Origin of the sequence: Brachybacterium sp. J144 (assembly GCF_036321705.1) — a bacterium.
Lineage (GTDB): Bacteria > Actinomycetota > Actinomycetes > Actinomycetales > Dermabacteraceae > Brachybacterium.
In genome coordinates this window covers 23,647-42,997 of record NZ_JAZDCG010000012.1, presented here as the reverse complement: position 1 = coordinate 42,997, position 19,351 = coordinate 23,647, and the positions used below count along the sequence as shown (strand labels likewise).

Annotated in this window: 18 protein-coding genes; 13 read left to right on the top strand and 5 right to left on the bottom strand. The window is 72.7% G+C overall.

From position 1 onward, the window contains the following. Positions 1 to 107 precede the first annotated feature (107 nt). Both V1260_RS05935 and V1260_RS05930 read right to left on the bottom strand, forming a co-directional pair. Positions 108 to 1,310: a sialidase family protein gene (locus V1260_RS05935; protein WP_329745888.1), complete on the bottom strand. Its 1,203-nt coding sequence runs from the start codon at positions 1,308 to 1,310 to the stop codon at positions 108 to 110. 250 nt (positions 1,311 to 1,560) lie between these two features. Continuing rightward, positions 1,561 to 3,189: an alpha-N-arabinofuranosidase gene (locus V1260_RS05930; protein ID WP_329745887.1), complete on the bottom strand. Its 1,629-nt coding sequence runs from the start codon at positions 3,187 to 3,189 to the stop codon at positions 1,561 to 1,563. A gap of 183 nt (positions 3,190 to 3,372) precedes the next feature. Here V1260_RS05930 and V1260_RS05925 point away from each other — a divergent pair, with 183 nt between their 5' ends. The 12 genes from V1260_RS05925 to V1260_RS05870 all read left to right on the top strand — a co-directional run bounded on the left by V1260_RS05925 (position 3,373) and on the right by V1260_RS05870 (position 15,381). Next, complete coding sequence (locus tag V1260_RS05925; RefSeq protein WP_329745886.1) at positions 3,373 to 4,719, top strand: ABC transporter substrate-binding protein; 1,347 nt, start codon at positions 3,373 to 3,375, stop codon at positions 4,717 to 4,719. Beyond that, positions 4,716 to 5,669, top strand: a complete 954-nt coding sequence (locus V1260_RS05920; RefSeq protein ID WP_329745885.1) for a carbohydrate ABC transporter permease — start codon at positions 4,716 to 4,718, stop codon at positions 5,667 to 5,669. Before V1260_RS05925 ends, V1260_RS05920 begins: the two co-directional genes overlap by 4 nt. An 11-nt stretch (positions 5,670 to 5,680) precedes the next feature. Continuing rightward, complete coding sequence (locus V1260_RS05915; protein ID WP_329745884.1) at positions 5,681 to 6,598, top strand: carbohydrate ABC transporter permease; 918 nt, start codon at positions 5,681 to 5,683, stop codon at positions 6,596 to 6,598. A 3-nt stretch (positions 6,599 to 6,601) separates the two neighbouring features. Next, positions 6,602 to 7,336 carry a hypothetical protein gene (locus V1260_RS05910; RefSeq protein WP_329745883.1) on the top strand — a complete coding sequence of 245 codons (735 nt, stop codon included), beginning with the start codon at positions 6,602 to 6,604 and terminating at the stop codon, positions 7,334 to 7,336. Next, complete coding sequence (locus V1260_RS05905) at positions 7,333 to 8,412, top strand: LacI family DNA-binding transcriptional regulator (RefSeq protein WP_329745882.1); 1,080 nt, start codon at positions 7,333 to 7,335, stop codon at positions 8,410 to 8,412. The genes V1260_RS05910 and V1260_RS05905 overlap by 4 nt, the downstream gene beginning before the upstream one ends. A gap of 110 nt (positions 8,413 to 8,522) precedes the next feature. Then, on the top strand, positions 8,523 to 9,515 hold the full coding sequence (locus tag V1260_RS05900; RefSeq protein ID WP_329745881.1) for a Gfo/Idh/MocA family protein: 993 nt from the start codon (positions 8,523 to 8,525) through the stop codon (positions 9,513 to 9,515). Further along, the gene (locus V1260_RS05895) at positions 9,509 to 10,528 is read left to right on the top strand and encodes a Gfo/Idh/MocA family protein (protein WP_329745880.1); all 1,020 of its coding nucleotides are present in this window, start codon (positions 9,509 to 9,511) and stop codon (positions 10,526 to 10,528) included. The genes V1260_RS05900 and V1260_RS05895 overlap by 7 nt, the downstream gene beginning before the upstream one ends. Position 10,529: 1 nt before the next feature. Continuing rightward, positions 10,530 to 11,465 (top strand): LysR family transcriptional regulator, encoded by a 936-nt coding sequence (locus V1260_RS05890; protein ID WP_329745879.1) that lies wholly within the window; start codon positions 10,530 to 10,532, stop codon positions 11,463 to 11,465. A gap of 151 nt (positions 11,466 to 11,616) precedes the next feature. Beyond that, on the top strand, positions 11,617 to 12,465 hold the full coding sequence (locus V1260_RS05885) for a DUF3100 domain-containing protein (RefSeq protein WP_329745878.1): 849 nt from the start codon (positions 11,617 to 11,619) through the stop codon (positions 12,463 to 12,465). Next, positions 12,465 to 12,995, top strand: coding sequence for a hypothetical protein (locus tag V1260_RS05880; protein ID WP_329745877.1), 531 nt, complete (start codon positions 12,465 to 12,467; stop codon positions 12,993 to 12,995). Before V1260_RS05885 ends, V1260_RS05880 begins: the two co-directional genes overlap by 1 nt. Then, positions 12,995 to 13,873, top strand: a complete 879-nt coding sequence (locus V1260_RS05875; RefSeq protein ID WP_329745876.1) for an NAD(P)-dependent oxidoreductase — start codon at positions 12,995 to 12,997, stop codon at positions 13,871 to 13,873. Before V1260_RS05880 ends, V1260_RS05875 begins: the two co-directional genes overlap by 1 nt. Further along, on the top strand, positions 13,870 to 15,381 hold the full coding sequence (locus V1260_RS05870; protein ID WP_329745875.1) for an aldehyde dehydrogenase family protein: 1,512 nt from the start codon (positions 13,870 to 13,872) through the stop codon (positions 15,379 to 15,381). Before V1260_RS05875 ends, V1260_RS05870 begins: the two co-directional genes overlap by 4 nt. Before the next feature lie 75 nt (positions 15,382 to 15,456). Here the strand turns inward: V1260_RS05870 and V1260_RS05865 are convergent, their stop codons facing one another. Together V1260_RS05865 and V1260_RS05860 are read right to left on the bottom strand one after the other, a co-directional pair. Continuing rightward, positions 15,457 to 15,906: a hypothetical protein gene (locus tag V1260_RS05865; RefSeq protein ID WP_329745874.1), complete on the bottom strand. Its 450-nt coding sequence runs from the start codon at positions 15,904 to 15,906 to the stop codon at positions 15,457 to 15,459. Positions 15,907 to 16,113: 207 nt separating this feature from the next. Then, the gene (locus V1260_RS05860; protein WP_329745889.1) at positions 16,114 to 17,322 is read right to left on the bottom strand and encodes an MFS transporter; all 1,209 of its coding nucleotides are present in this window, start codon (positions 17,320 to 17,322) and stop codon (positions 16,114 to 16,116) included. A 299-nt stretch (positions 17,323 to 17,621) separates the two neighbouring features. Here V1260_RS05860 and V1260_RS05855 point away from each other — a divergent pair, with 299 nt between their 5' ends. Then, on the top strand, positions 17,622 to 18,359 hold the full coding sequence (locus V1260_RS05855; protein ID WP_329745873.1) for a GntR family transcriptional regulator: 738 nt from the start codon (positions 17,622 to 17,624) through the stop codon (positions 18,357 to 18,359). Positions 18,360 to 18,762: 403 nt separating this feature from the next. Here V1260_RS05855 and V1260_RS05850 read toward each other — a convergent pair whose 3' ends face one another. Continuing rightward, entirely contained in the window at positions 18,763 to 19,233 is a 471-nt protein-coding gene (locus V1260_RS05850; RefSeq protein WP_329745872.1) for a ribose-5-phosphate isomerase, read from the bottom strand. Positions 19,234 to 19,351: the final 118 nt, after the last annotated feature.

Sequence of the window (19,351 nt, the reverse complement as noted above, 5' to 3'; positions counted from 1 at the left end):
AAGTATGCCGGGGCGGCCCGGGCGCCCCGGGCTGTGGGGGCGGGGGGGTGCGTTCCCGCGGGAACGCCCCCGTCGGCCCCGAGCGCCCAGTCGTGCCCAGCCTCGCCTCAGCGACCCGTCGAGCCGTACCAGGGACGGCACACGCCCTCGTCCGTCGGCGCCGAGGTGATCTCGAGCAGGTGGCCGGTGGCGGTGCGCACGAAGGTCGGGGAGTAGTTGGGGCAGTAGTTGTTCCACGGCTCGTCGACGGGGACGGGTGCGGGCTCCGTGATCCAGCGGACCCGGCCCTTCAGCGAGCGGCTGCGGGTGCGCAGGACGACCTGGCCGTTCGCGGCGGAGGTCTCGCCGTCCGGTCCGTAGTGCATCTGCGCGCCGAGCAGCACCGAGCCGTCGTCGTCGACCAGCAGCGTCGGCGTGTGGCGCGGCTCGGTGCCGTCGATAGCGCGGATGATCTCGTCCCGGGCCGTGACGGGGCCCCAGTTGCGTGGGTCGCGGGCCGTGCGCACGAAGGTGCGGCAGTGGTCCGAGGGGCCGCAGATCTCGTAGCTCATGGCCCAGTCGCCCGTGCTCAGGCGGCGCACGTTGGGCATCCCGGGTCGGGCGGCGGGATCCGCGAGGGCGATCGTGTCCTCCCGATCGGTCCAGGTCAGACCGTCGACCGAGGTCTGCTGCACGATCTTCTGCGAGTGCCTCTCCCCGTCGGTCTCGTCGCAGTACCAGAGCACCAGGGTGTCGTCGTCGGCGAGGGCGAACTCGGGCTCCCACAGCCCGCCGGCGTTCGCAGCGACGGCCGTGATCGCGATCCGCTCCCAGGTGCGGCCGACGTCCGTGCTCGCCCAGATCCGGATGGTCATGCGGCGGTCCGGCTGGTCCGCGCCCACCGAGGCGCTCCACAGGAGGGTGCCCGCCGGCAGGTCCCCGACGGCGCGCGGCAGCTCGTAGAGGGTCGCGCAGCACAGCCCCTCGCCTCCCGCGGTCGCCTCGTCGGACACGGTCCCGACCTGCGCGAAGGTCTCGCCGCCGTCGACCGACTCCCAGATCGCCCCGTAGCCGGAGGGCCCGTCGAAGGAGACCACCGAGGCGAGCAGCCGGTCATCGGCCTCCCCCTGGTGCGCGAGTCGGATGGCCCGCGGGTAGAGCCCGGTCCCGTCCACGAGCAGCCGGGGCGGACGGTCCCCGGGGCGGCCCGGTCGCCCGGTGCCGTCGGCGGGGTGGGTGCCGTCCTCGGCCAGCGCGGGGGCCGCGAGGGCGGAGGCGGCCGACGCGGTCAGCGCGGCGGTCAGGGCAGTGGTCACGGTGCGTCGTCGCATGGTGCGGTCACGTCCTTCTGTCGGGGTGGGGTCGTGGGTTGGGAGTTGGGGTTGGTCTGGTCGGGGGTCGGCCTGCTGGAACTCCGTTCGTGGCGTGAGCTGACGCTCTGTGGGTCGGTGAGGTCACGTCAGGCGCGGAGTTTCAGCAGGTCCGGCGGTGAGGGGCGGTGGATGGGGGCGTCGCCGGTGGGGAGAGGGGCGTGGCCGGAGGGCCGGTGGGAGGGAGGCCGGCGGTGGCGCCATCGCCCGGTCAGCCCCTCCGGCCGAGGCGGAACATCGCCCAGCTGGTCGGGGGCAGGGTGGCGGTCAGCCGGGGGCCGCTCGCCCTGCCGGCCGAACCTCCCGGGGCATCCGAACCGGCCGAACCCGTCGGATCGTCCCTGTAGGCGGCGGCCACCTCCGCCCCGCCCGCCTCGGCCCCGCCGCCCTCGACCCTCGCCCCCTCGAGCACCCGTGCGACCACGCGGTCGGGATCCTCGGCCGTGTTCGTCGCGTACGGGTCCTCCTCGTGCAGGGCGACAGCCTCAATCAGCTCGAGCCCCGCGAACCCGGTCAGCGGCACCTCGAGTGCGAGCTCCTGGTCGACCGAGCGGTTGACGGCGAGGACCACGAGCTGGCCGGCCTCCGCGTCCCAGGTGGCGACCGCGTCCAGCACGGCGCTCTCCCCGAAGCGGGCGTTCTCGGCGCGCGGGGTGTCGATCGCGACGCGCAGCACCTCGCCGGAGACGTGCCGGGAGGTGAGCGCAAAGGGGTGGAAGATGGTCTGCCGCCAGGCCGCCCCACCAGGAACGGTGCGGATCGGGCCGAGCACGTTGACCAGCTGCGCCTGCGAGGCCGAGGCGACGCGGTCCGTGTGCCGCAGCAGGCAGATCAGCAGCGAGCCGACGATCACCGCGTCCTGCGCCGTGTAGGTGACCTCGGCGAAGCGCGGGGCGACGGGCCAGTCCGCGCCGCTCGGCTCCTCCCCGGCGTCGCCCTGGCCGGAGCCGGTCACGTTCCACTCGTCGACGCTGATCATGACCCGCTTGTCGCCGCGGCGCAGGGCGCGCACGTGATCGACGGTCGCGGCGACGGCGTCGAGATAGGCGTCGAGGTCGTCGGCGACCGCGAGATAGGAGGCCCGGTCGCCGTCGCGCTCGCCGTAGTAGACGTGCGCGGAGACCATGTCGACCTCGTCGTACCCGGCCTCGAGCACCGCCTGCTCCCAGGCGGGGAAGGTGGGCATCGAGGCGTGGGAGGAGCCGCAGGCCACGAGCTCGAGATCGGGGTCGGCGCGGCGCATCGCCCGGGCGGCCTCCGCGGCGAGGCGCGCGTAGTCCGCGGCGGGCCGGTGCCCCAGCTGCCACGGCCCGTCCATCTCGTTGCCGAGGCACCACATCCGGATCGGGTACGGCTCGGGGTGCCCGTTCGCCGCGCGACGGTCGGCGAGCTCGGTGCCGGGGGCGCCGGTCGCGTACTCGAGCACGTCCAGCGCCTCCGGGACGCCGCGGGTGCCGAGGTTGATCGCGTACATCGGCTCGACGCCCGCCCGCTCCACCCAGGTCATGAACTCGTCGAGCCCGAAGGCGTTGGTCTCGGTCGAGTGCCAGGCGAGGTCCCGGCGCACGGGCCGCTCCTCGATCGGTCCCACGCCGTCCTCCCAGCGGTAGCCGGAGACGAAGTTCCCGCCCGGATAGCGGACGGTGCTGACGCCCAGCTCGCGGGTCAGGTCGAGCACGTCGGTGCGCAGCCCGTCGGCGTCGGCCGACGGGTGCCCCGGCTCGTGGATCCCCGTGTGCACGCAGCGCGCCATGTGCTCGACGAAGCTGCCGAAGGTGCGCCGCCGGACCGGGCCGACGACGTGGGCGGGGTGGAGGTGGAGGGTGCCGTGCAGGGTCATCGATGACTCCCGGGAGTGGGGCGGCGGGTGGTTGCCGACTCTAGTTCAACGATGTACCTTGTGCCACACCTCACAGGAATTCGTGACTGCGAGGGGTCGGACGGCCATAGGGGGCCCCGACGTCCCACCCCGGTCGGCACGGGCCGCCGGGTCGGTCTCGACGACGAGACAGAACGGAACACGATGAGACGACGACGATTCCTCGCCGGCGCCCTGGGCGCCGCCGCAGCCGGGGCGACGGGGCTCGCCACCGGCTGCGGCAACCTCCACTCCTCCGACCCCGACCGCCTGACCTTCATGTTCCGCGGCTCGACCGAGGAGCGGGACGTCTTCAGCCGCGCCGTGGACATCTTCCAGGAGCGCACCGGGCAGCGCGTGGACCTGATCTCCACCTCCGCCGACCAGTACGGCACGAAGCTGCAGACGGCGATCCTCGGCAACTCCACCCCGGACGTCTTCTACTTCGACGCCTCCCGGGCCACGGCCTACATGGTCAACGGGGTCCTCGCCGACCTCACCCCCTACGTCGAGGCGACCTCGCTGCCCGTGGACGACATCTGGCCCGCCGGCCTCGAGCTCTACCGCTTCGACGGCGATCAGCGCGGACAGGGCCCGATCTACGGCATGCCGAAGGACCTCGGACCGTTCTCTTTCGGCTACAACAGGACGCTCTTCGAGGAGCTGGGCGTGGAGCCGCCCGATCCGGAAGCACCGCTGACGTGGGACGAGTTCCTGGCCCGCTGCCAGCAGCTGACCCAGGACCGCGACGGCGACGGCGCGACCGACTCCTGGGGGACCTCGGTCAACATCGGGGCCGAGATCCACTCCTACGTGTGGTCGAACGGCGGGAACTGGCTCAGCGAGGACCTCCGCACCGTCACCGTGGACACCCCCGAGTTCGCGGAGGCGCTGCAGTACGTGGTCGACCTGAGGGAAGTCCACGGCGTGACCCCCTCGATCAACGAGACCGAGGGCCTGGACGGCTACCAGCGCTGGCTGCGCGGCCAGATCGGCTTCTTCCCCGTCGCCCCCTGGGACCTCACCCTCTACCGCACCCTCGACTTCGACTTCGACCTCTGCCCGTACCCGGCCGGAGCGACCGGCACCTCCGCGACGTTCATCGGGTCCCTCGGCATCGGCGTCTCCGCGACCAGCCGCAACCCCGAGGCGGCCGCGGAGCTCGCCATGTTCCTGGCCTGCGACCCCGAGGCGCAGGCCCTCATCGTCGGCGAGGGGCAGACCATCCCCAACACCCGCACCCATGCGGCCGAGTGGGTGCAGGACACCTCCTCCGAGCCGCAGAACAAGCAGGAGTACATCGACGTCGTCGAGGACTACGGACGCTTCGTCCCCGACATGCTCACGTACACCCCGGAGTGGCTGAACGCCTTCCACACCAACCTTCAGCCCGTGCTCGAGGGACGCCGGGGAGCGGCCGAGTACCTCGCCGAGACCCAGCCCGTCATGCAGCAGTTCCTCGACACCGGACACGAGCAGTTCCTCATCGACCGGGAGGCGAACGCCCGATGAGCACCCTCACCACCACCACCGCGCCCGCCCCCGTCGGCGTCGCGGGAACCTCCGCGCGCCGGCCCGGCCGCGGCCGACTCACCCAGCCCGAGAGGTTCTGGGGCCGGATCTTCATCGCGCCGCCGGTGATCGGCTTCGCCCTCTTCGCGCTGGCGCCGCTGCTCTTCTCCTTCTACGCCTCGTTCACCCACTGGAACGGGCTGTCGGCCCCGCTGTTCTCCGGCTGGACGAACCTGCGCACCATGGCCGCCGATCCGCAGTTCTGGCAGTCCCTCGCGAACACCGCGTTCCTCATGCTGGGGATCCCGATCGGGCTCGCGATCTCGCTCGCCCTGGCCCTCGCCCTGAACCGGCGCATCCCCGGCCGGGCCGCCTTCCGCGTCATCTACTACCTGCCGGGCGTGAGCTCGGTGGCCGCGATCTCGATCCTCTGGCAGTGGGCGCTCAACGGCGACTTCGGCCTGGTCAACCAGCTCCTCGCCGGCGTCGGCATCGAGGGTCCGAACTGGCTGGCCGAGAAGGTCTGGGTCAAGCCCGCGCTCATCATCATGGGCGTGTGGAAGGGGATCGGCTTCTCGACGCTGCTCTACCTCGCGGCGCTCCAGTCGGTGCCCCGCACTCTGCTCGAGGCCGCGATGCTCGACGGCGCCGGGGCCTGGCTGCGCTTCCGCCACGTGGTGCTGCCGATGCTGAGCCCCGTCACGTTCTTCCTGGTCGTCACCGGGATCATCGGCGGTGCGCAGATGTTCGCGGAGATCAACATCATGACCCCGACGGGCGGCCCCGAGTTCGGCTCCGCCACCATCGTCTGGTACATCTGGCAGCAGGGCTTCCAGAACCTGAAGCTGGGCTATGCGACCGCGATGAGCCTCGTGCTGGGGCTCCTGATCTTCGTGGTCACGGCCGTCCAGTTCTACCTCAACTCCCGCAACGTCTTCACGGTGGAATGAGGAGGCCCGACATGGCTGCCACCAGTGCCGTCCCGACCGCCCCGCTCCCGACCTCCGGCGCCGGCGGGCTCCGCTCCCGGAGGCCCCGGAGCGAGCGCGCCTTCCGCTCCCCGGCCGATGTGATCGTCTTCGTCGTCCTCTGCCTCGGGGCGATCACCATGCTGCTGCCGCTGGCCTGGATGCTCTCGACCTCGCTGAAGACGCAGGAGAACGTGTTCATCCTGCCTCCCCAGTGGATCCCGGACCCCGTCGAATGGGGGAACTACCTGCGGATCTGGGAGGCGGGGCCGCTGCTCAGCGGCATCGTGAACTCCTCGATCGTCTCGCTCACCGTGATCACCGTCGGCACCGTGACCTCGTGCTACGCCGCCTACGGCTTCTCGAAGCTGCGGATCCCGGGGAAGAACGCGATCTTCCTGGCCCTGCTCGCGGGGATCATGATCCCGTTCCCCGCGCTCATGATCCCGACGTTCATGCTGTTCTCGCAGATCGGCTGGGTCGACACCCTGCTGCCGCTCATCGTGCCGGGCCTGTTCGGCAACCTGATGATGGTGTTCTTCCTGCGTCAGTACCTGATGAGCGTGCCCGACTCGCTCATCGAGGCGGCCGTGATCGACGGCGCGACCCACCCCCAGATCTTCGCCCGGATCGTGCTCCCGCTGATCCGTCCCGCGATCGCCGCCCAGGTGATCCTGTGGTTCATGGGCACCTGGAACGACTACCTGGGGCCGATCATCTACCTGAACTCGGAGAACGTGCACACCCTGCAGCTGGTGATCGCGAACTTCAACGCGACCTACGCGGTCCAGACGGACTACCCGCTGATCATGGCGGCATCGATCGTCGCGCTGCTGCCGGTGCTGGTCGTCTTCCTGCTCTTCCAGCGGCAGATCATCGAGTCCATTGCCCTGACCGGCAACAAGGGCTGAGCGATGGCGGAACGGCCCGGCGGTCCGACGGCGGCGGACGCGCCGGTGGGCGGGGCGCTGGGCGGGGTCATGGCCGCCCTCGCCTGGGTGCCGCGGCTGCTGCTGCTCCATCTCGCCTGGGTCGTGCTGGTCCTCGCCGGCGGCGTGGTGGGCGGCCTCGCCCCGGCCACCACCGTGCTGGTCGCCGAGCTGCGGCGCGGCGCGGCGGCCGACGGCGGGGCCCCGCCGGCCGGGGGCCCCGGGCTCGGGGCGCGGGGGCGCGATCTGCTGCGCCGGTACCGGCGCGAGCTGGTCCCCGCGAACCTCGTGGCCGGTCCGTTCGTGCTCCTCGCCCTCGCGGCCGCGGCGAACCTGGCCCTCGGCACGGCCGGGGAGCTGCCCTCCTGGTTCGCCCCGGTCGGCCTCCCGGCCGCGGTGCTCCTGCTCGTCCTCGGCACGATCGGGGCGGCGCATGCCGTCGCCCTCCATGTCCTGCGGCCGACGGCTCCGGCTCCGCTGCTCTGGCGGGGCGCGCTCGCCGGGGCGGTGCTGCTGCCGGTGGCGACGGCGTCCTGGGCGACGACGCTCCTCGCGGCGGCGGCTGCGACCGTGGTGATCCAGCCGATCGGCCTCCTGCTCGGAGGTGGGATCCTGGTGGCTGTGACCACCCATGTCCTCACCCGCGCCTGGCAGGCGCGCCTCGAGCAGGCCGCCCCGTCCGAGGGCGACGCCGCAGCCCGGCCCGCGCTCCGACCATGAGCACCGAGGCCGGGACGCGGCCGCCGGCCGAGCCGCCGCGTCGGCGCAACGCCACCATGCGGGACATCGCCGAGCTCCTCGGCGTGTCCATCAAGACCGTCTCGAACGTCGTCAACAACCGGCCCAACGTCGGCGCCCGCACCCGCGAGCAGGTCCAGGCGGCGATCCGCGAGCTGAACTACCGCCCCCAGGTCGGTGCCCAGCAGATGCGCACCGGGACCAGCGGACTCATCACCCTCGCCATCCCGTCGCTGGCCAGCACCTACTTCTCGGAGCTGGCGCAGGCGTTCGCGGACGAGGCGCAGCGGCGGCGGCGCAGCATCATGCTCCACTCGACCGCCGCCGGGGCCCAGGAGGAGCGCAGCGTCCTCTCCGGCTTCACCCGCGTGCTCGGCGACGGCGTCGTCTTCAACCCGCTCGAGATCGGCGAGGACGTGCTCGCCGCGCTGGACCGCACCATCCAGCCGACCGTCTTCATCGGCGAGCACGTCGAGGAGGCGGACCTCCCGCTCGGCAGCGACTACGTGCGCACCGACAACCCGGGAGCGGCCTACGACGCGACCCGGCACCTGCTCGAGCTCGGCCGCACCCGCCCCGCCTATCTCGGCACCCTCGCCGACCCCATCGCCCGGCAGGCCCACTCCACGAGTCACCTCCGCCTGCGCGGCTACCACCGCGCCCTCGCCGAGGCCGGGGGGATCGAGCCCGTGGAGCAGGTGGTCGGATCCTGGAGCCAGGAGGGCGGCCTCGCCGCGGTGCGGACGCTGCTGGGCTCCCATCCCGGGATCGACGGGATCGTCTGCGGCAACGACGACCTCGCCCGCGGCGTGCTCATGGGGCTGCGGGCCGCCGGGGTCGACGTCCCCGGGGACGTGGCCGTGATCGGGCACGACGACATCCACGACGCCGCCCTCACCACGCCGCCGCTGACCACGATCGACCCCGACAAGGACACCCTCGCCGCGATGGTGCTCGACCTGCTGATCGAGCGGATCGACGGCTACGACGGGCCGCCCCGGGTCGTCCAGGCCCCGCACCGGCTGGTCCTCCGGGGCAGCACGGCGCCAGCGACCTGACCCGGGCGGACCGGCGCCGACGGATCGGGGACGTCGGACCTGCCCCACCCGGTCACCCCTCTGACTAGGATCGTCGTCGACCGTGACCGCTCCGACGACGGAGAGCACCCATGTCCCTGAAGGCCCCGCCGGAGTCCCTCCGCGTCGGCATCATCGGCACCGGCGGGATCTCCCGCGCCCACGCCCCCGGATGGATCGAGGCCGGGGCGGAGCTGCACTGCCACAGCCTCGACGGTGCCGCGGAGTTCGCCGCCGAGTTCGGCGCCCGCCCCCACGAGACCCTCGAGGCGCTGCTCGCCGCGGTGGACATTGTCGACATCTGCGCCCCCACCCCCTTGCACGCCGAGCTGATCCACCGGGCGCTCGACGCGGGCCGCCACGTGGTGTGCGAGAAGCCGCTGACCCTGACCGCCGAGGACGCCCGGGCCGTCGCCGAGCACGCCGAGCGCGCGGGCCGGATGCTCTTCCCCGCGCACGTGGTCCGCTTCTTCCCGCAGTACGCCGCGGCGCAGCGGGCCATCGTGGACGGCGCGATCGGCCGCCTCGCCGTGCTCCGCTTCGAGCGCACCGGCTCCTTCCCGAAGCAGCCGTGGTTCGCGGACGAGGCGCAGTCCGGCGGGCTGGTCATGGACCAGATGATCCACGACATCGACCAGGCGCTGTGGCTCGCCGGGCCCGCCGAGCGGGTCTACGCCCAGCAGTCCATGGCCGACGGCGACGCGACCGTGCGCACCGCCCACGTGGTCCTCACCCACGAGAGCGGCGCGATCAGCCACTGCCGCGGCTTCTGGGGCCCGCCCGGCACCGTCTTCCGCTACACCTTCGACCTCGCGGGTGACGCCGGCCGCCTCCAGTACGACTCGGCCGCGGATCCGGAGGTGCGCCTCGACGAGGTCGCCGCCGCCGGTCAAGGCGCCGACGACGACTACCTGCCCGACGTCACCGGACTGCGCAGCCCCTACGCGGAGGAGATCCTCGCCGCGGTCCGCGCGCTGCGCACCGGCGAGGCCCCGCGCGTCTCCGCGGCCGACGGGGTCCGCGCCGTTGAGGTCGCCCGCGCCGCCCTCGAGTCCCTGAGCACCGGACGGAGCATCGCATGCTGACCCCCGAGAATGCCCTCCCGTCGGCGGCCCCCGTCGAGCCGCTGCGCGTGGCGCTGCTGAGCTGCGCCCACACCCACGCCGCCGGCTATGCCGCCCTGCTCGACGCCCGCGAGGACGTCGACCTCGTCGTCGCCGATCCCGACGGCTTCGGCGACGTGACCGCGCAGCTGGTCGTCGGCAGCTACGACGAGGCGTGGACGGCCTGGCCCGAGGGGCCCGACGCCGTGATCGTGACCAGCGCGAACGCCCACCACAAGGAGCTCGTGCTGGAGGCCGCCCGCTGCGGCGTCCACGTGCTGTGCGAGAAGCCGCTCGCGACCACCGTCGCCGACGCCGAGGAGATGGTCGCCGCCTGCCGCGAGGCCGGGGTGGTGCTGATGACCGCCTTCCCCGTCCACTTCTCGCCCGCCGTGCAGACCCTCCGCGCCGCGATCGCCGACGGCCGGCTCGGCCAGGTCATCGGCCTGACCGGCACCAACAACGGCATGCTGCCCACGGCCCGCGACTGGTTCACCGACGTGGAGCTCTCCGGCGGCGGCAGCCTCGTCGACCACACCGTCCACGTCGCCCAGATCCTCGACGAGATCTTCGGCCCGCCCGCGACCGTCCACGCCGTGACCAACCGGATCCTCAGCGCCGACCGCGCCGGGGCCGGCGCCGAGACCGGCGGCCTCGTCACCCTCACCTACGCGAGCGGCACGGTCGCCACGATCGACTGCTCCTGGTCGCAGCCGGTCGACGCCCCCACCTGGGGCGGCCTCACCCTGCAGGCCGTCGGCACCGGCGGACAGATGCAGATCGACGCCTTCGCCCAGCACGTCGGCGGCCCCGGCCGCTGGCTGCCCTACGGCGTGGACCTCGACGCGGAGATGCTCCATGCCTTCCTCGCCGCGGTCCGCGCCGGGGAGGCGGTCGCGCCGACGGGCCAGGTCGGCCTGGCGACCGTCCGCATCGTCGCCGCCGCCCAGGAGTCGGTGCGGACCGGGCAGCCGGTCGCGCTCGCCGGGGGCTGAGGTGCACACGGCGGGGGAGCCGGTGCTCGAGGACCGGACGCTGCGCTGCATCCTCGCGGTCGCGCAGGCGGGCTCCCTGCGGGCGGCGGCCCGGGACCTGGGCATCGCGCCGTCGGCCGTCCAGCGCACGATCGCGGCCGCGGAGCGCCGGCTGGGCGAGACGCTGTTCGAGCGCGGGGCCGATGGGGCCCGGGTCACGGAGCTGGGGCGGGTCGCGGTGCGCTACGCCCTGGAGCGCCGGGACCTCGACGCGCTGTTCGTCGACGAGGTCGCCCTGGGGAGGAGCGCCGCGACCGGCACGGTGCGGCTCGCGGTGGGCCTCGGCTTCCTCGAGCAGGTCGACGAGCACGTGCTCGACCCCTTCCAGCGCGCGCATCCGGACGTGACGATCGTGGTGCAGGCCGGGGGCACCGACTCGATGGTCGAGACGCTCGCCCGGGACGACGCCGATGTCGCGATCGCCCTGCACCCCGCGCCTCACCCGCGGGTCGCGGTGCTCCGTGAGGCCCCCGAGCCGCTGCGGCTCACCTGCGCGGCCGATCACCCGGTGGCGGCCGCGCATCCCGAGGGCGCGGTCCTCGCGCCGTCGGACCTCGAGGGCCTGGACGTGGCGGTGATGGCCCGCGGGTTCGGGCTACGCGCCCTCCACGACGAGTTCCTCCGCGTCCACACCGTGGGCGTACGGACGGTGCTGGAGACCGACTCGCAGACGGTCCTCCTCGGCGCCGTGGCGCGGGGCCGTGCCGTCTCGCTGCTCCCGCCGGTCTTCCTCAGCCCGCGCCCCGCGGGCCGCGCCCTGCAGACCTTCGACATCGCCGACGACCACCTGCGCGCGGTGCGCTCCGCGCTCATGGTGCGCCGCGACCGTCGACTCCCACCCGCCTCCCGAGCACTGCTGCAGGCCTGCTCCCGCTGGATGGCTGGCGAGAACCCCTGAGCGTTGCCGTGCGGACAACACCGTGTCGCCCGATCGAGGTCTTCCCGGTGCGCCGCGGACCTCCTACGCTCCAAGGATCCCTCCCCACCCGCCGACCCGCGCCCCCTCGACGACGAGGAGCGCCCGTCGGCCCCGTCCCCGAGGAGTCCTCATGGAGACAGTCCGCGGACTGGCCCGGCTCTGGCCCCTGCACCTGGCGGTCCTGGTCATCGGCGTCGTCAGCCAGCTGATCGGGATCCTGCGCATCCCCATCGGCATCGGCACGATCCTGCTGCTGCCCATGCTCTTCGCCTTCGCGCTGGCGCTGCTGCTCAACCCCAACATCGTCCCCGCGGTCTCGCGGATCATGCCCGTACGCCGGGTCGCGGCGGCCAGCCCCCTGATCGTCGTCGCGATCATGCCGTTCATCGCCCGGTTCGGCGCCGACATCGGCCCCGGCATCGAGCTCGTCATCCGCTCCGGCCCCGCCCTCCTCCTGCAGGAGATCGGCAACCTCGGCACGATCGTGCTGGCCTTCCCGATCGCGGTGTGGGTCCTGCGCATGGGCCGCGAGTCCATCGGCGCCGTCCACTCCATCGCCCGCGAGCCGAACATCGCGATCGTCGCCGACCGTTACGGCCTGCGCAGCGCGGAGGGCACAGGCGTGCTCGGCGTCTACGTGATGGGCACCCTCTTCGGCACCTTCATCTTCGCGATCATCGCCTCGCTGCTCGACGGCCTCGGGGTGTTCAGCCTCGAGGCGCTCGCCATGGCCTGCGGCGTCGGCTCCGGCTCGATGATGGCCGCCTGCTCCGGCGCGCTCGCGGCCGCGAACCCCGCGGACACCGAGTCGATCACCGCCCTCGCGGGCTCCTCGAACCTGCTCACCTACGCGACCGGCATGTACGTGAGCCTCTTCGTCGCCCTCCCGCTCGTGGAGTGGATGTACCGCCGCTCCCGCCCCGACGACCCGCTGAACCACGTCAGCTCCACCGCCCGCACCCAGGGAGAGGCCGCCTGATGACCACCGCCGACGCCACCCCCGACCGCCCCGCCGACGACCTCGCCGACCTCGACTACGCCGAGGCCGACGAGCGGAAGATGGATCTGGGGCGCACCCTGCGCGATCTCGCGCTGATCTCCCTCATCTCGGTGCCCATCCAGGCCATCGCGACCGATCTGGGCCTCCTCGACATCGTCATCGGGCTCGCCGTCCTGTACGGCATGTGCATCGTGGGCCTGCTGCTGACGCGCTATGTCCCGCTGCGGCTGCCCTCGGTCGCCTGGATCTCCCTGGTCGCCGTGGTGCTCACCCTCCCGATGCTGCCCTGGGCGGGGGCGGTCTTCCCGCTCGTCGAGGGCATCGACTTCCTGGCCCTCGCGGTGCCCCCGCTCGCCTACGCAGGCTTCGCGATCTCCAAGCTGGAGATCGACGTGCTCAAGCGCTCGGGGTGGAAGATCCTTCTGATCGCCGTCCTCGTCTTCCTCGGCACCTACATCGGCTCGGTCCTCATCGCCGAGCTGACCCTCCGACTGACGGGAGCCGTGTGATGACCGCGCCCGCACCCTGCCCGGACCCCACCAGCTCGCAGGATCTCGCGCCCCGGGCGGTCTTCGGCCTCGGGCACATGGGCGGCGGCATGACCGCGAGCCTCCTCCGCGCCGGACATCCCGTGCTCGGCGTGGATCCCGGCCCCGTCCCCACCCCCGGGGGCGCCCGGCGGGTGTCGGCGGCCGAGGCGATCGCGGAGGCGGAGGTCCTGGTCCTCTCCCTGCCCGGCACCGCCCAGGTCGACGAGCTCCTGCCGGACCTGCTCGCCGCCCCCGGCCCGCGACTCGTGATCGACGCGAGCACCTGCCCGCCGGGCGATTCCCGGCGGAGGGCGGAGGTGCTCGCCGCGGCGGGTCACCTGCTGGTCGACGCCCCCGTGAGCGGGGGCCCGGCGGGGGCCGCCACCGGCTCGCTCACCGTCTTCCTCGGCTGCCCCGAGGAGCGCCTCGCGGAGGTGCTGGCCGCGCTCGAGCCGCTCGCCGCCCAGGTCCACCACATCGGCACGACCGGCGCCGGCAGCACCGCGAAGCTGCTCAACAACCTCCTGTGCGGCATCCACCTCGCCGCGGCGCGCGCCCTCCACGGAGCCGCTGAGGCCTCCGAAGTCGACCTGGATCGCCTGCTCGCCGCGCTGAACACCGCGTCGGGCCGCTCCGCCGTCACCGAGGTGAACCTGCCTCGCTGGGTGCTCAGCGACAGCTACGACTCCGGGTTCCCCGTCGGCCTCATGACCCGTGACGTGGGCCTCGCCGCGGATCTCACCGCGGACCTCGGCGTCTCCTCGCCCCTGGTCGAGGCGGCCCGCTCCATGTGGGACGAGCTCCTCCGCACCACCGGCCCCCGCGACGACTTCAACAGGATGGTGACCGCACGATGACCGTTCCGACCCGGACCCCCGCCGTCCCCGAGCTGAGCCTCTGGACCGAGCTCCTGGGCAGCGACACGGTGGGCAGCTACGTCGATGGCGAGATCCTCCCGGGCGCGGGGGAGGAGGTCACCCTCGTCGACCCGTCGAGCGGCACCGACCTCGTCGCCTACGCCGACGGCGGCCGCGAGGCGGTCGACGCCGCCATCGCGGCCGCCCGACGGGCCCAGCGCGAGTGGTGGTCGCTCACCGCCTCCTCCCGCGGCCGCGTGCTCTGGGCGATCGGGGCCGAGGTCCGCGCGCACCTCGAGCCGCTAGCCCGCCTCGAGTCCCGCACCGCGGGGAAGCTCCTGAAGGACGCGACGGCCGAGGTCACCAAGGTCGCCGAGATGTTCGAGTACTACGCCGGCTGGGCCGACAAGCAGCACGGCGAGGTCATCCCCGTCCCCACGAGCCACCTCACCTACACGCTGCGCGAGCCGTACGGCGTGGTCGCGCAGATGACCCCGTGGAACGCCCCGATCTTCACTGCGGGCTGGCAGCTCGCCCCCGCGCTCGCCGCCGGCAACGGCGTGGTGCTCAAGCCGTCCGAGCTGAGCCCGCTCACCTCGCTGCTCCTCGCGCGGCTGGCCGAGCGGGCGGGCACACCTCGCGGCCTCGTCAACGTCCTCGCGGGTCTGGGCCCGACCGCCGGCAACCGGCTGGTCACCCATCCCGAGGTGGCGAAGGTGGTGTTCGTCGGGTCGCCGGCCACCGGCCGTCGGATCGCCGCCGACGCCGCCGCGCAGCTCACGCCCTCCGTGCTCGAGCTCGGCGGGAAGAGCGCCAACATCGTCTTCGCCGACGCGGACCTCGACCGCGCCGTCGCCGGGGCGGCGGCCGCCGTCTTCTCCGGGGCGGGGCAGAGCTGCGTGGCCGGCTCCCGACTGCTGGTGCACCTCTCCGTCCACGACCAGGTGGTGGAGAAGCTCGCCGCGCTCGCCGCCTCCCTCCGCCAGGGGGACGCGACGGACCCGGCGACGCAGGTGGGCCCGATCCAGAACCGCGCCCAGCTCGAGAGGATCGCGGCGCTCGTGGGCGAGGCTGCTCCAGCGGCCGACGTGCTCACCGGAGGTGCGACGCTCGACCGTCCGGGCTTCTTCTTCCCGCCGACGCTGCTCGCCGGGGTCTCCAACACGGACCCCATCGCCCAGCAGGAGGTCTTCGGACCGGTCGTCGCCGCGATCCCCTTCGAGGACGAGGAGGAGGCGATCGCCCTCGCGAACGCCACCGACTTCGGCCTCGCGGGCGCCGTCTGGACCTCGGCCGTGGACCGCGCGCACCGGGTCGCACGGGCCCTGCGGGCCGGCACCGTGTGGGTCAACAGCTACAAGACCATCAACGTCATGGCGCCCTTCGGCGGCTTCGGCCACTCGGGCTCGGGACGCTCCAGCGGGCACGACGGGCTGCTCGAGTACTCGACGCCGAAGGCGGTGTGGGTCGAGACGGACCCGTCGGCCCCGCTGGCGTTCGGGTACTGAGCCACAGCCTCCGGCGGGCCGCCGGGTGGGCTCGGTACCCGGGCGACGCCTCCAGCCGTCGACGACGGACGGCACCTATCCTTCGACCGCCACGATGAAGACGGTCTCCACACCGGTGCAGGAATCGGGGATCTCCAGGTCGTCAGCACTCGTCGCGGACACATAGCCTCCAGTTCCGGTGAAGTGATCTCCCTCCTTCAGGGTCCGCGGGCGCGCATCATCAGCGCTGAACGCCAGCAGAATCCCCTCGGTGGAGTCGTCGTCATCGTCGTCGACTCCGAGGCAACCATCCACGTCGACGATCGTCCCACTAGCCTCGGCTGCGTCCCCTCCGGATCCGGTCGCCGTGTACTGCACCCAGTCCAATCCCCCGGCCTGGACAGGTGTGCCTTCTGCTTCCCGGTCTCCGCCCGAGGGGGTGCATCCCGAGAGGGCGGCGATGGCGACGATCGTCACGACTCCAGCCACCCGGGCGATCGCCACGTCGGCCCACGCCGCCGAGAACGCGATGGAGGACGTCGTCATCGGAATACCCCGCTCCTGTCGAGAGCGCCCAGTCGCGCTACGCCCTGAGGCTAGCTCCGCAGAGGGGTCCTGAGCAGGATGCAGGACGCTGCGGAGGCCGGATCGAGACCCGACGCGTCAGCGGTACGGGGACGCTCCCGCTCCGGTGCTGGTCGGTGGCGTCCGGGCGCTGACGCACCGCGAGTGTCACCCGTCGGCCGTCCCCGATCACTCGCCGACCGGCGCCGCCCCGTCGGCCGCCCGCCGTCGGCCCCGCGCCGCGAGCGCGATCAGCGCCGCGATGACCACGGCGCCCACCGCGAGCGTCACCCCGCCCACGAGCACCGTGCCGGTCACCCCGATGAACGAGCCGAGGACGGCGAGGGTCACGCCGTTGCCGGTGCGCAGGCCCGTGGTGAGCATGCTGTACACGCCGATCACGCGGCCGCGCTGCTCGACGGGCGCCCGCAGCTGCACGACCGCCTGGCCGATGGTCATCGAGGCGAGGTTCGCGACGCCGCCGATCACGAGCGCGAGGATCGTCAGCGCGTAGCTGGGCGAGGTGGCGACGACCATCGTCGTCACCCCGAACAGGAAGGTCGCGACCACCGCCGCCCGCGTGCTGGGCCTGATCACCCCGGTCGCCTCGAGCAGGAAGCCGCCCAGCACGCCGCCCGCGCCGTTGGCGAAGAGCAGCAGGCCGTAGGCGGCGCCCGCGTCCCCGGCCCCGAGCGCATCGGCCAGCGACGGCATCGCGACCTGCAGCGAGGATCCGACGCCGACGGCGATCAGCCCGCCGAGCGCGATCATCGAGACCAGCACCCGGTCGCCGGCGACGGTGCGCAGCACGCCCAGGGAGCGGATCGGGCCCAGCCGCTCGCGGCGCAGGAACCCGTCCCGGCTGTGCCCCGTGAACGGGGTGCGCAGCATGAGCAGCGTCATCGGCACGTAGAACAGCACGTTCGCGAGGATCCCGATGCCCGGGCCGAGGGCGAGCAGCAGCGCCGAGCCGACCACCGGCCCCGCGAGGACTCCGAGGCTCTTGAAGGTCGCGTTCAGCCGCACCGCGCCGGGGAGCTCCTTCGGCTCGGCGAAGTCGTGCAGCATCAGCTGCTCGGCCGGGCCCCACAGCGCGCCTGCGCAGCCGTGCAGCACCAGCAGCACGCACGCCTGCCACATCTGCAGGCTGTCGGTGAGGAACAAGACGCCCCACGCGATCGACACGAACGCGAACAGGCCCTGCGCGATCTGGATGATGCGCCGGCAGTCGTACCGCTCGGCGAGCTCCCCGAACCACACCGAGCACAGCAGGAAAGGCAGCCAGTGGCTGATCACCTGGAAGCCGACGAGGGCGGAGGAGTGGAAGGCCTGCCACAGGAACCAGTAGGTGATGACGTGCTCGATGTTGTCGGCCATCATCGATAGGCCCGCGGTGATCAGGTACGGCCGCGAATGGCGGTCGCGGAGAGCGCCGAAGCGACGCGGGGCGATGGTGGACGTGACGGGCTCCTCGGGTCTCGGGTCGGCCGGGGCGTGGCGCGACCAGTTAAGGAGCCTAGGCCTCGCGCGGGGCGCCCGGCACGGGGTGGTCCGAGGGGTGGTCGGCAGGGGCGGCCGACGGGTGGGCGGCGGGGTGTGAGCCGTCCCCGAACGCACCCCCGGCGGGCAGCGAGCCGCTTATCCTATGGGAAGCCCGATCCGGGCCGAGCGACCCCCAGCACCTGAAGGAACCCACCATGGCCATTCGACGACAGGTGCTGCGCGATGAGGTCGAGGAGCTGATCCTCCAGCGCCTCCTCGAGAACCGCTGGGCGCCCGGCTCACGCCTCAGCATCGACGGACTCGCCCGTGACCTCGAGGTCTCCCCGACGCCCGTGCGCGAGGCGATGGTCTCCCTCGAGCGCTCGGGCCTCGTGGAGTACGTGGCGCTGCGCGGCTATGTCGTCGCGCCGATGCTCGACGACGGCCAGATGGTCGAGCTCCTCGATGCGCGCCGCACCGTCGAGTCGGCCGCGCTCGGCAAGTCCTTCGATGAGTGGGAGCCGCTGCTCGCCGACCTCGAAGCCGCCCATACTCACCATGCCGAGGTGCTCGCCCGCATCGAGAGCGACGGTCAGATCGACTACGACCTGATCAACGAGCACTTCCAGGCCGACTGGGCCTTCCACCAGGTGTTCTTCAACCACGCCCGCAATCGCTACCTGCTCACGATGGTCGAGAACCTCCGCACCCACACCCACCGGATGCGGCAGACCTGGTCCGGCGGTTCCGTGAGCTTCGACGGCCGTGAGGCGCACGAGGAGCACGGCAAGATCCTGCAGATGGTGCGGCAGCACAACCACGACGGCGCCCTGCGCGCCCTCGCCGAGCACCTCGACCTCGTGCTCGGCCGCTCGCTGCAGGGGCCGACGGGGGACGACGCGGGCGTCGAGGGGCGCGTGGGTGCCGGCGAGAGTGCCGCGGCCGAGGTCTGAGCGCGCCGCAGCCGGGGCCTGAGCGCCCGACAGCCAAGGCCCAAGCGCCTCGCGGCCGAGGCCTGAGCGCGCCGCGGCCGGGGCCTGAGCGCCCGAGCATCACCCCCGCCGGCGACCCAGCTGCTGAGCTCGGGCACCTCCACCTTTCTGCCGCGGGTCGACAGTGTCGGCTGGCGAGCCAGATCGGGGGTGGTTCTGGCTCGTGAGGCGACAGTGTCGACCTGTGCCAGGGGCGCGGGACCGGGGGAGGGAGAGCTGGCCGTGGGGCGCGGACCGGTCGTGTCCATCAAAGGGACGTGAGCGGCACGTGGCCTGCTATATGCAGGGCAGTTGCCGCTCACGTCCCTTTCGTGGACAGACTCGCCCGCTCGGCAGTCTCGGCTGAGCTCGGCCGGGGCCGAGGTCAGGCCTGGTCGAGGCTGCCGTCGTAGGCGCAGATGGCGTCGACCTTCTCGGCGGAGCTGCTGGTCGGGTCGAACTCGAGGTCGAGCCAGACCTTGACGAGTTCCTTGGCGAGCTCGAGGCCGATGACCCGCTCGCCCATGCACAGCACCTGCGCATTGTTGGAGAGGACGGACCGCTGCACGGAGTAGAGATCGTGGGCGGTGACGGCCCGGATGCCGGAGACCTTGTTCGCAGCGATCGCCACGCCGAGGCCGGTGCCGCAGATCAGCAGGGCCCGGTCGGCCTCCCCGGCAGCGACCTTCTCCGCGGCGGCGACGGCGACGTTGGGGTAGAGCTCCTGGTCTTCGCGGGAGAGGACGCCGACGTCGATGACCTTCTCGACGCGGGGGTCGGCTTGGAGGAGCTCCTTGAGGGCGGTCTTGTGGCCGTGGCCGGCGTTGTCGGATCCGGTGACGATGGTGAGAGCCATGAGGGGTCTCCTAGTTCTGGGGAGGGGTAGCAAAGAGGTCGCCCGGCGCCAAGGGCCTGTTTCTCAACCACTATCGGGCCGAAAGTGGCTGAGAAACAGGCCAGTGCGCTCGGTGGGA

Excerpts from the sequence above, each read along its gene's own strand:
- V1260_RS05935 (WP_329745888.1), bottom strand. The coding sequence starts at position 1,310 with ATGCGACGACGCACCGTGACCACTGCCCTGACCGCCGCGCTGACCGCG.
- V1260_RS05930 (WP_329745887.1), bottom strand. The coding sequence starts at position 3,189 with ATGACCCTGCACGGCACCCTCCACCTCCACCCCGCCCACGTCGTCGGC.
- V1260_RS05925 (WP_329745886.1), top strand. The coding sequence starts at position 3,373 with ATGAGACGACGACGATTCCTCGCCGGCGCCCTGGGCGCCGCCGCAGCC.
- V1260_RS05920 (WP_329745885.1), top strand. The coding sequence starts at position 4,716 with ATGAGCACCCTCACCACCACCACCGCGCCCGCCCCCGTCGGCGTCGCG.
- V1260_RS05915 (WP_329745884.1), top strand. The coding sequence starts at position 5,681 with ATGGCTGCCACCAGTGCCGTCCCGACCGCCCCGCTCCCGACCTCCGGC.
- V1260_RS05910 (WP_329745883.1), top strand. The coding sequence starts at position 6,602 with ATGGCGGAACGGCCCGGCGGTCCGACGGCGGCGGACGCGCCGGTGGGC.
- V1260_RS05905 (WP_329745882.1), top strand. The coding sequence starts at position 7,333 with ATGAGCACCGAGGCCGGGACGCGGCCGCCGGCCGAGCCGCCGCGTCGG.
- V1260_RS05900 (WP_329745881.1), top strand. The coding sequence starts at position 8,523 with ATGTCCCTGAAGGCCCCGCCGGAGTCCCTCCGCGTCGGCATCATCGGC.
- V1260_RS05895 (WP_329745880.1), top strand. The coding sequence starts at position 9,509 with ATGCTGACCCCCGAGAATGCCCTCCCGTCGGCGGCCCCCGTCGAGCCG.
- V1260_RS05885 (WP_329745878.1), top strand. The coding sequence starts at position 11,617 with ATGGAGACAGTCCGCGGACTGGCCCGGCTCTGGCCCCTGCACCTGGCG.
- V1260_RS05880 (WP_329745877.1), top strand. The coding sequence starts at position 12,465 with ATGACCACCGCCGACGCCACCCCCGACCGCCCCGCCGACGACCTCGCC.
- V1260_RS05875 (WP_329745876.1), top strand. The coding sequence starts at position 12,995 with ATGACCGCGCCCGCACCCTGCCCGGACCCCACCAGCTCGCAGGATCTC.
- V1260_RS05870 (WP_329745875.1), top strand. The coding sequence starts at position 13,870 with ATGACCGTTCCGACCCGGACCCCCGCCGTCCCCGAGCTGAGCCTCTGG.
- V1260_RS05865 (WP_329745874.1), bottom strand. The coding sequence starts at position 15,906 with ATGACGACGTCCTCCATCGCGTTCTCGGCGGCGTGGGCCGACGTGGCG.
- V1260_RS05855 (WP_329745873.1), top strand. The coding sequence starts at position 17,622 with ATGGCCATTCGACGACAGGTGCTGCGCGATGAGGTCGAGGAGCTGATC.
- V1260_RS05850 (WP_329745872.1), bottom strand. The coding sequence starts at position 19,233 with ATGGCTCTCACCATCGTCACCGGATCCGACAACGCCGGCCACGGCCAC.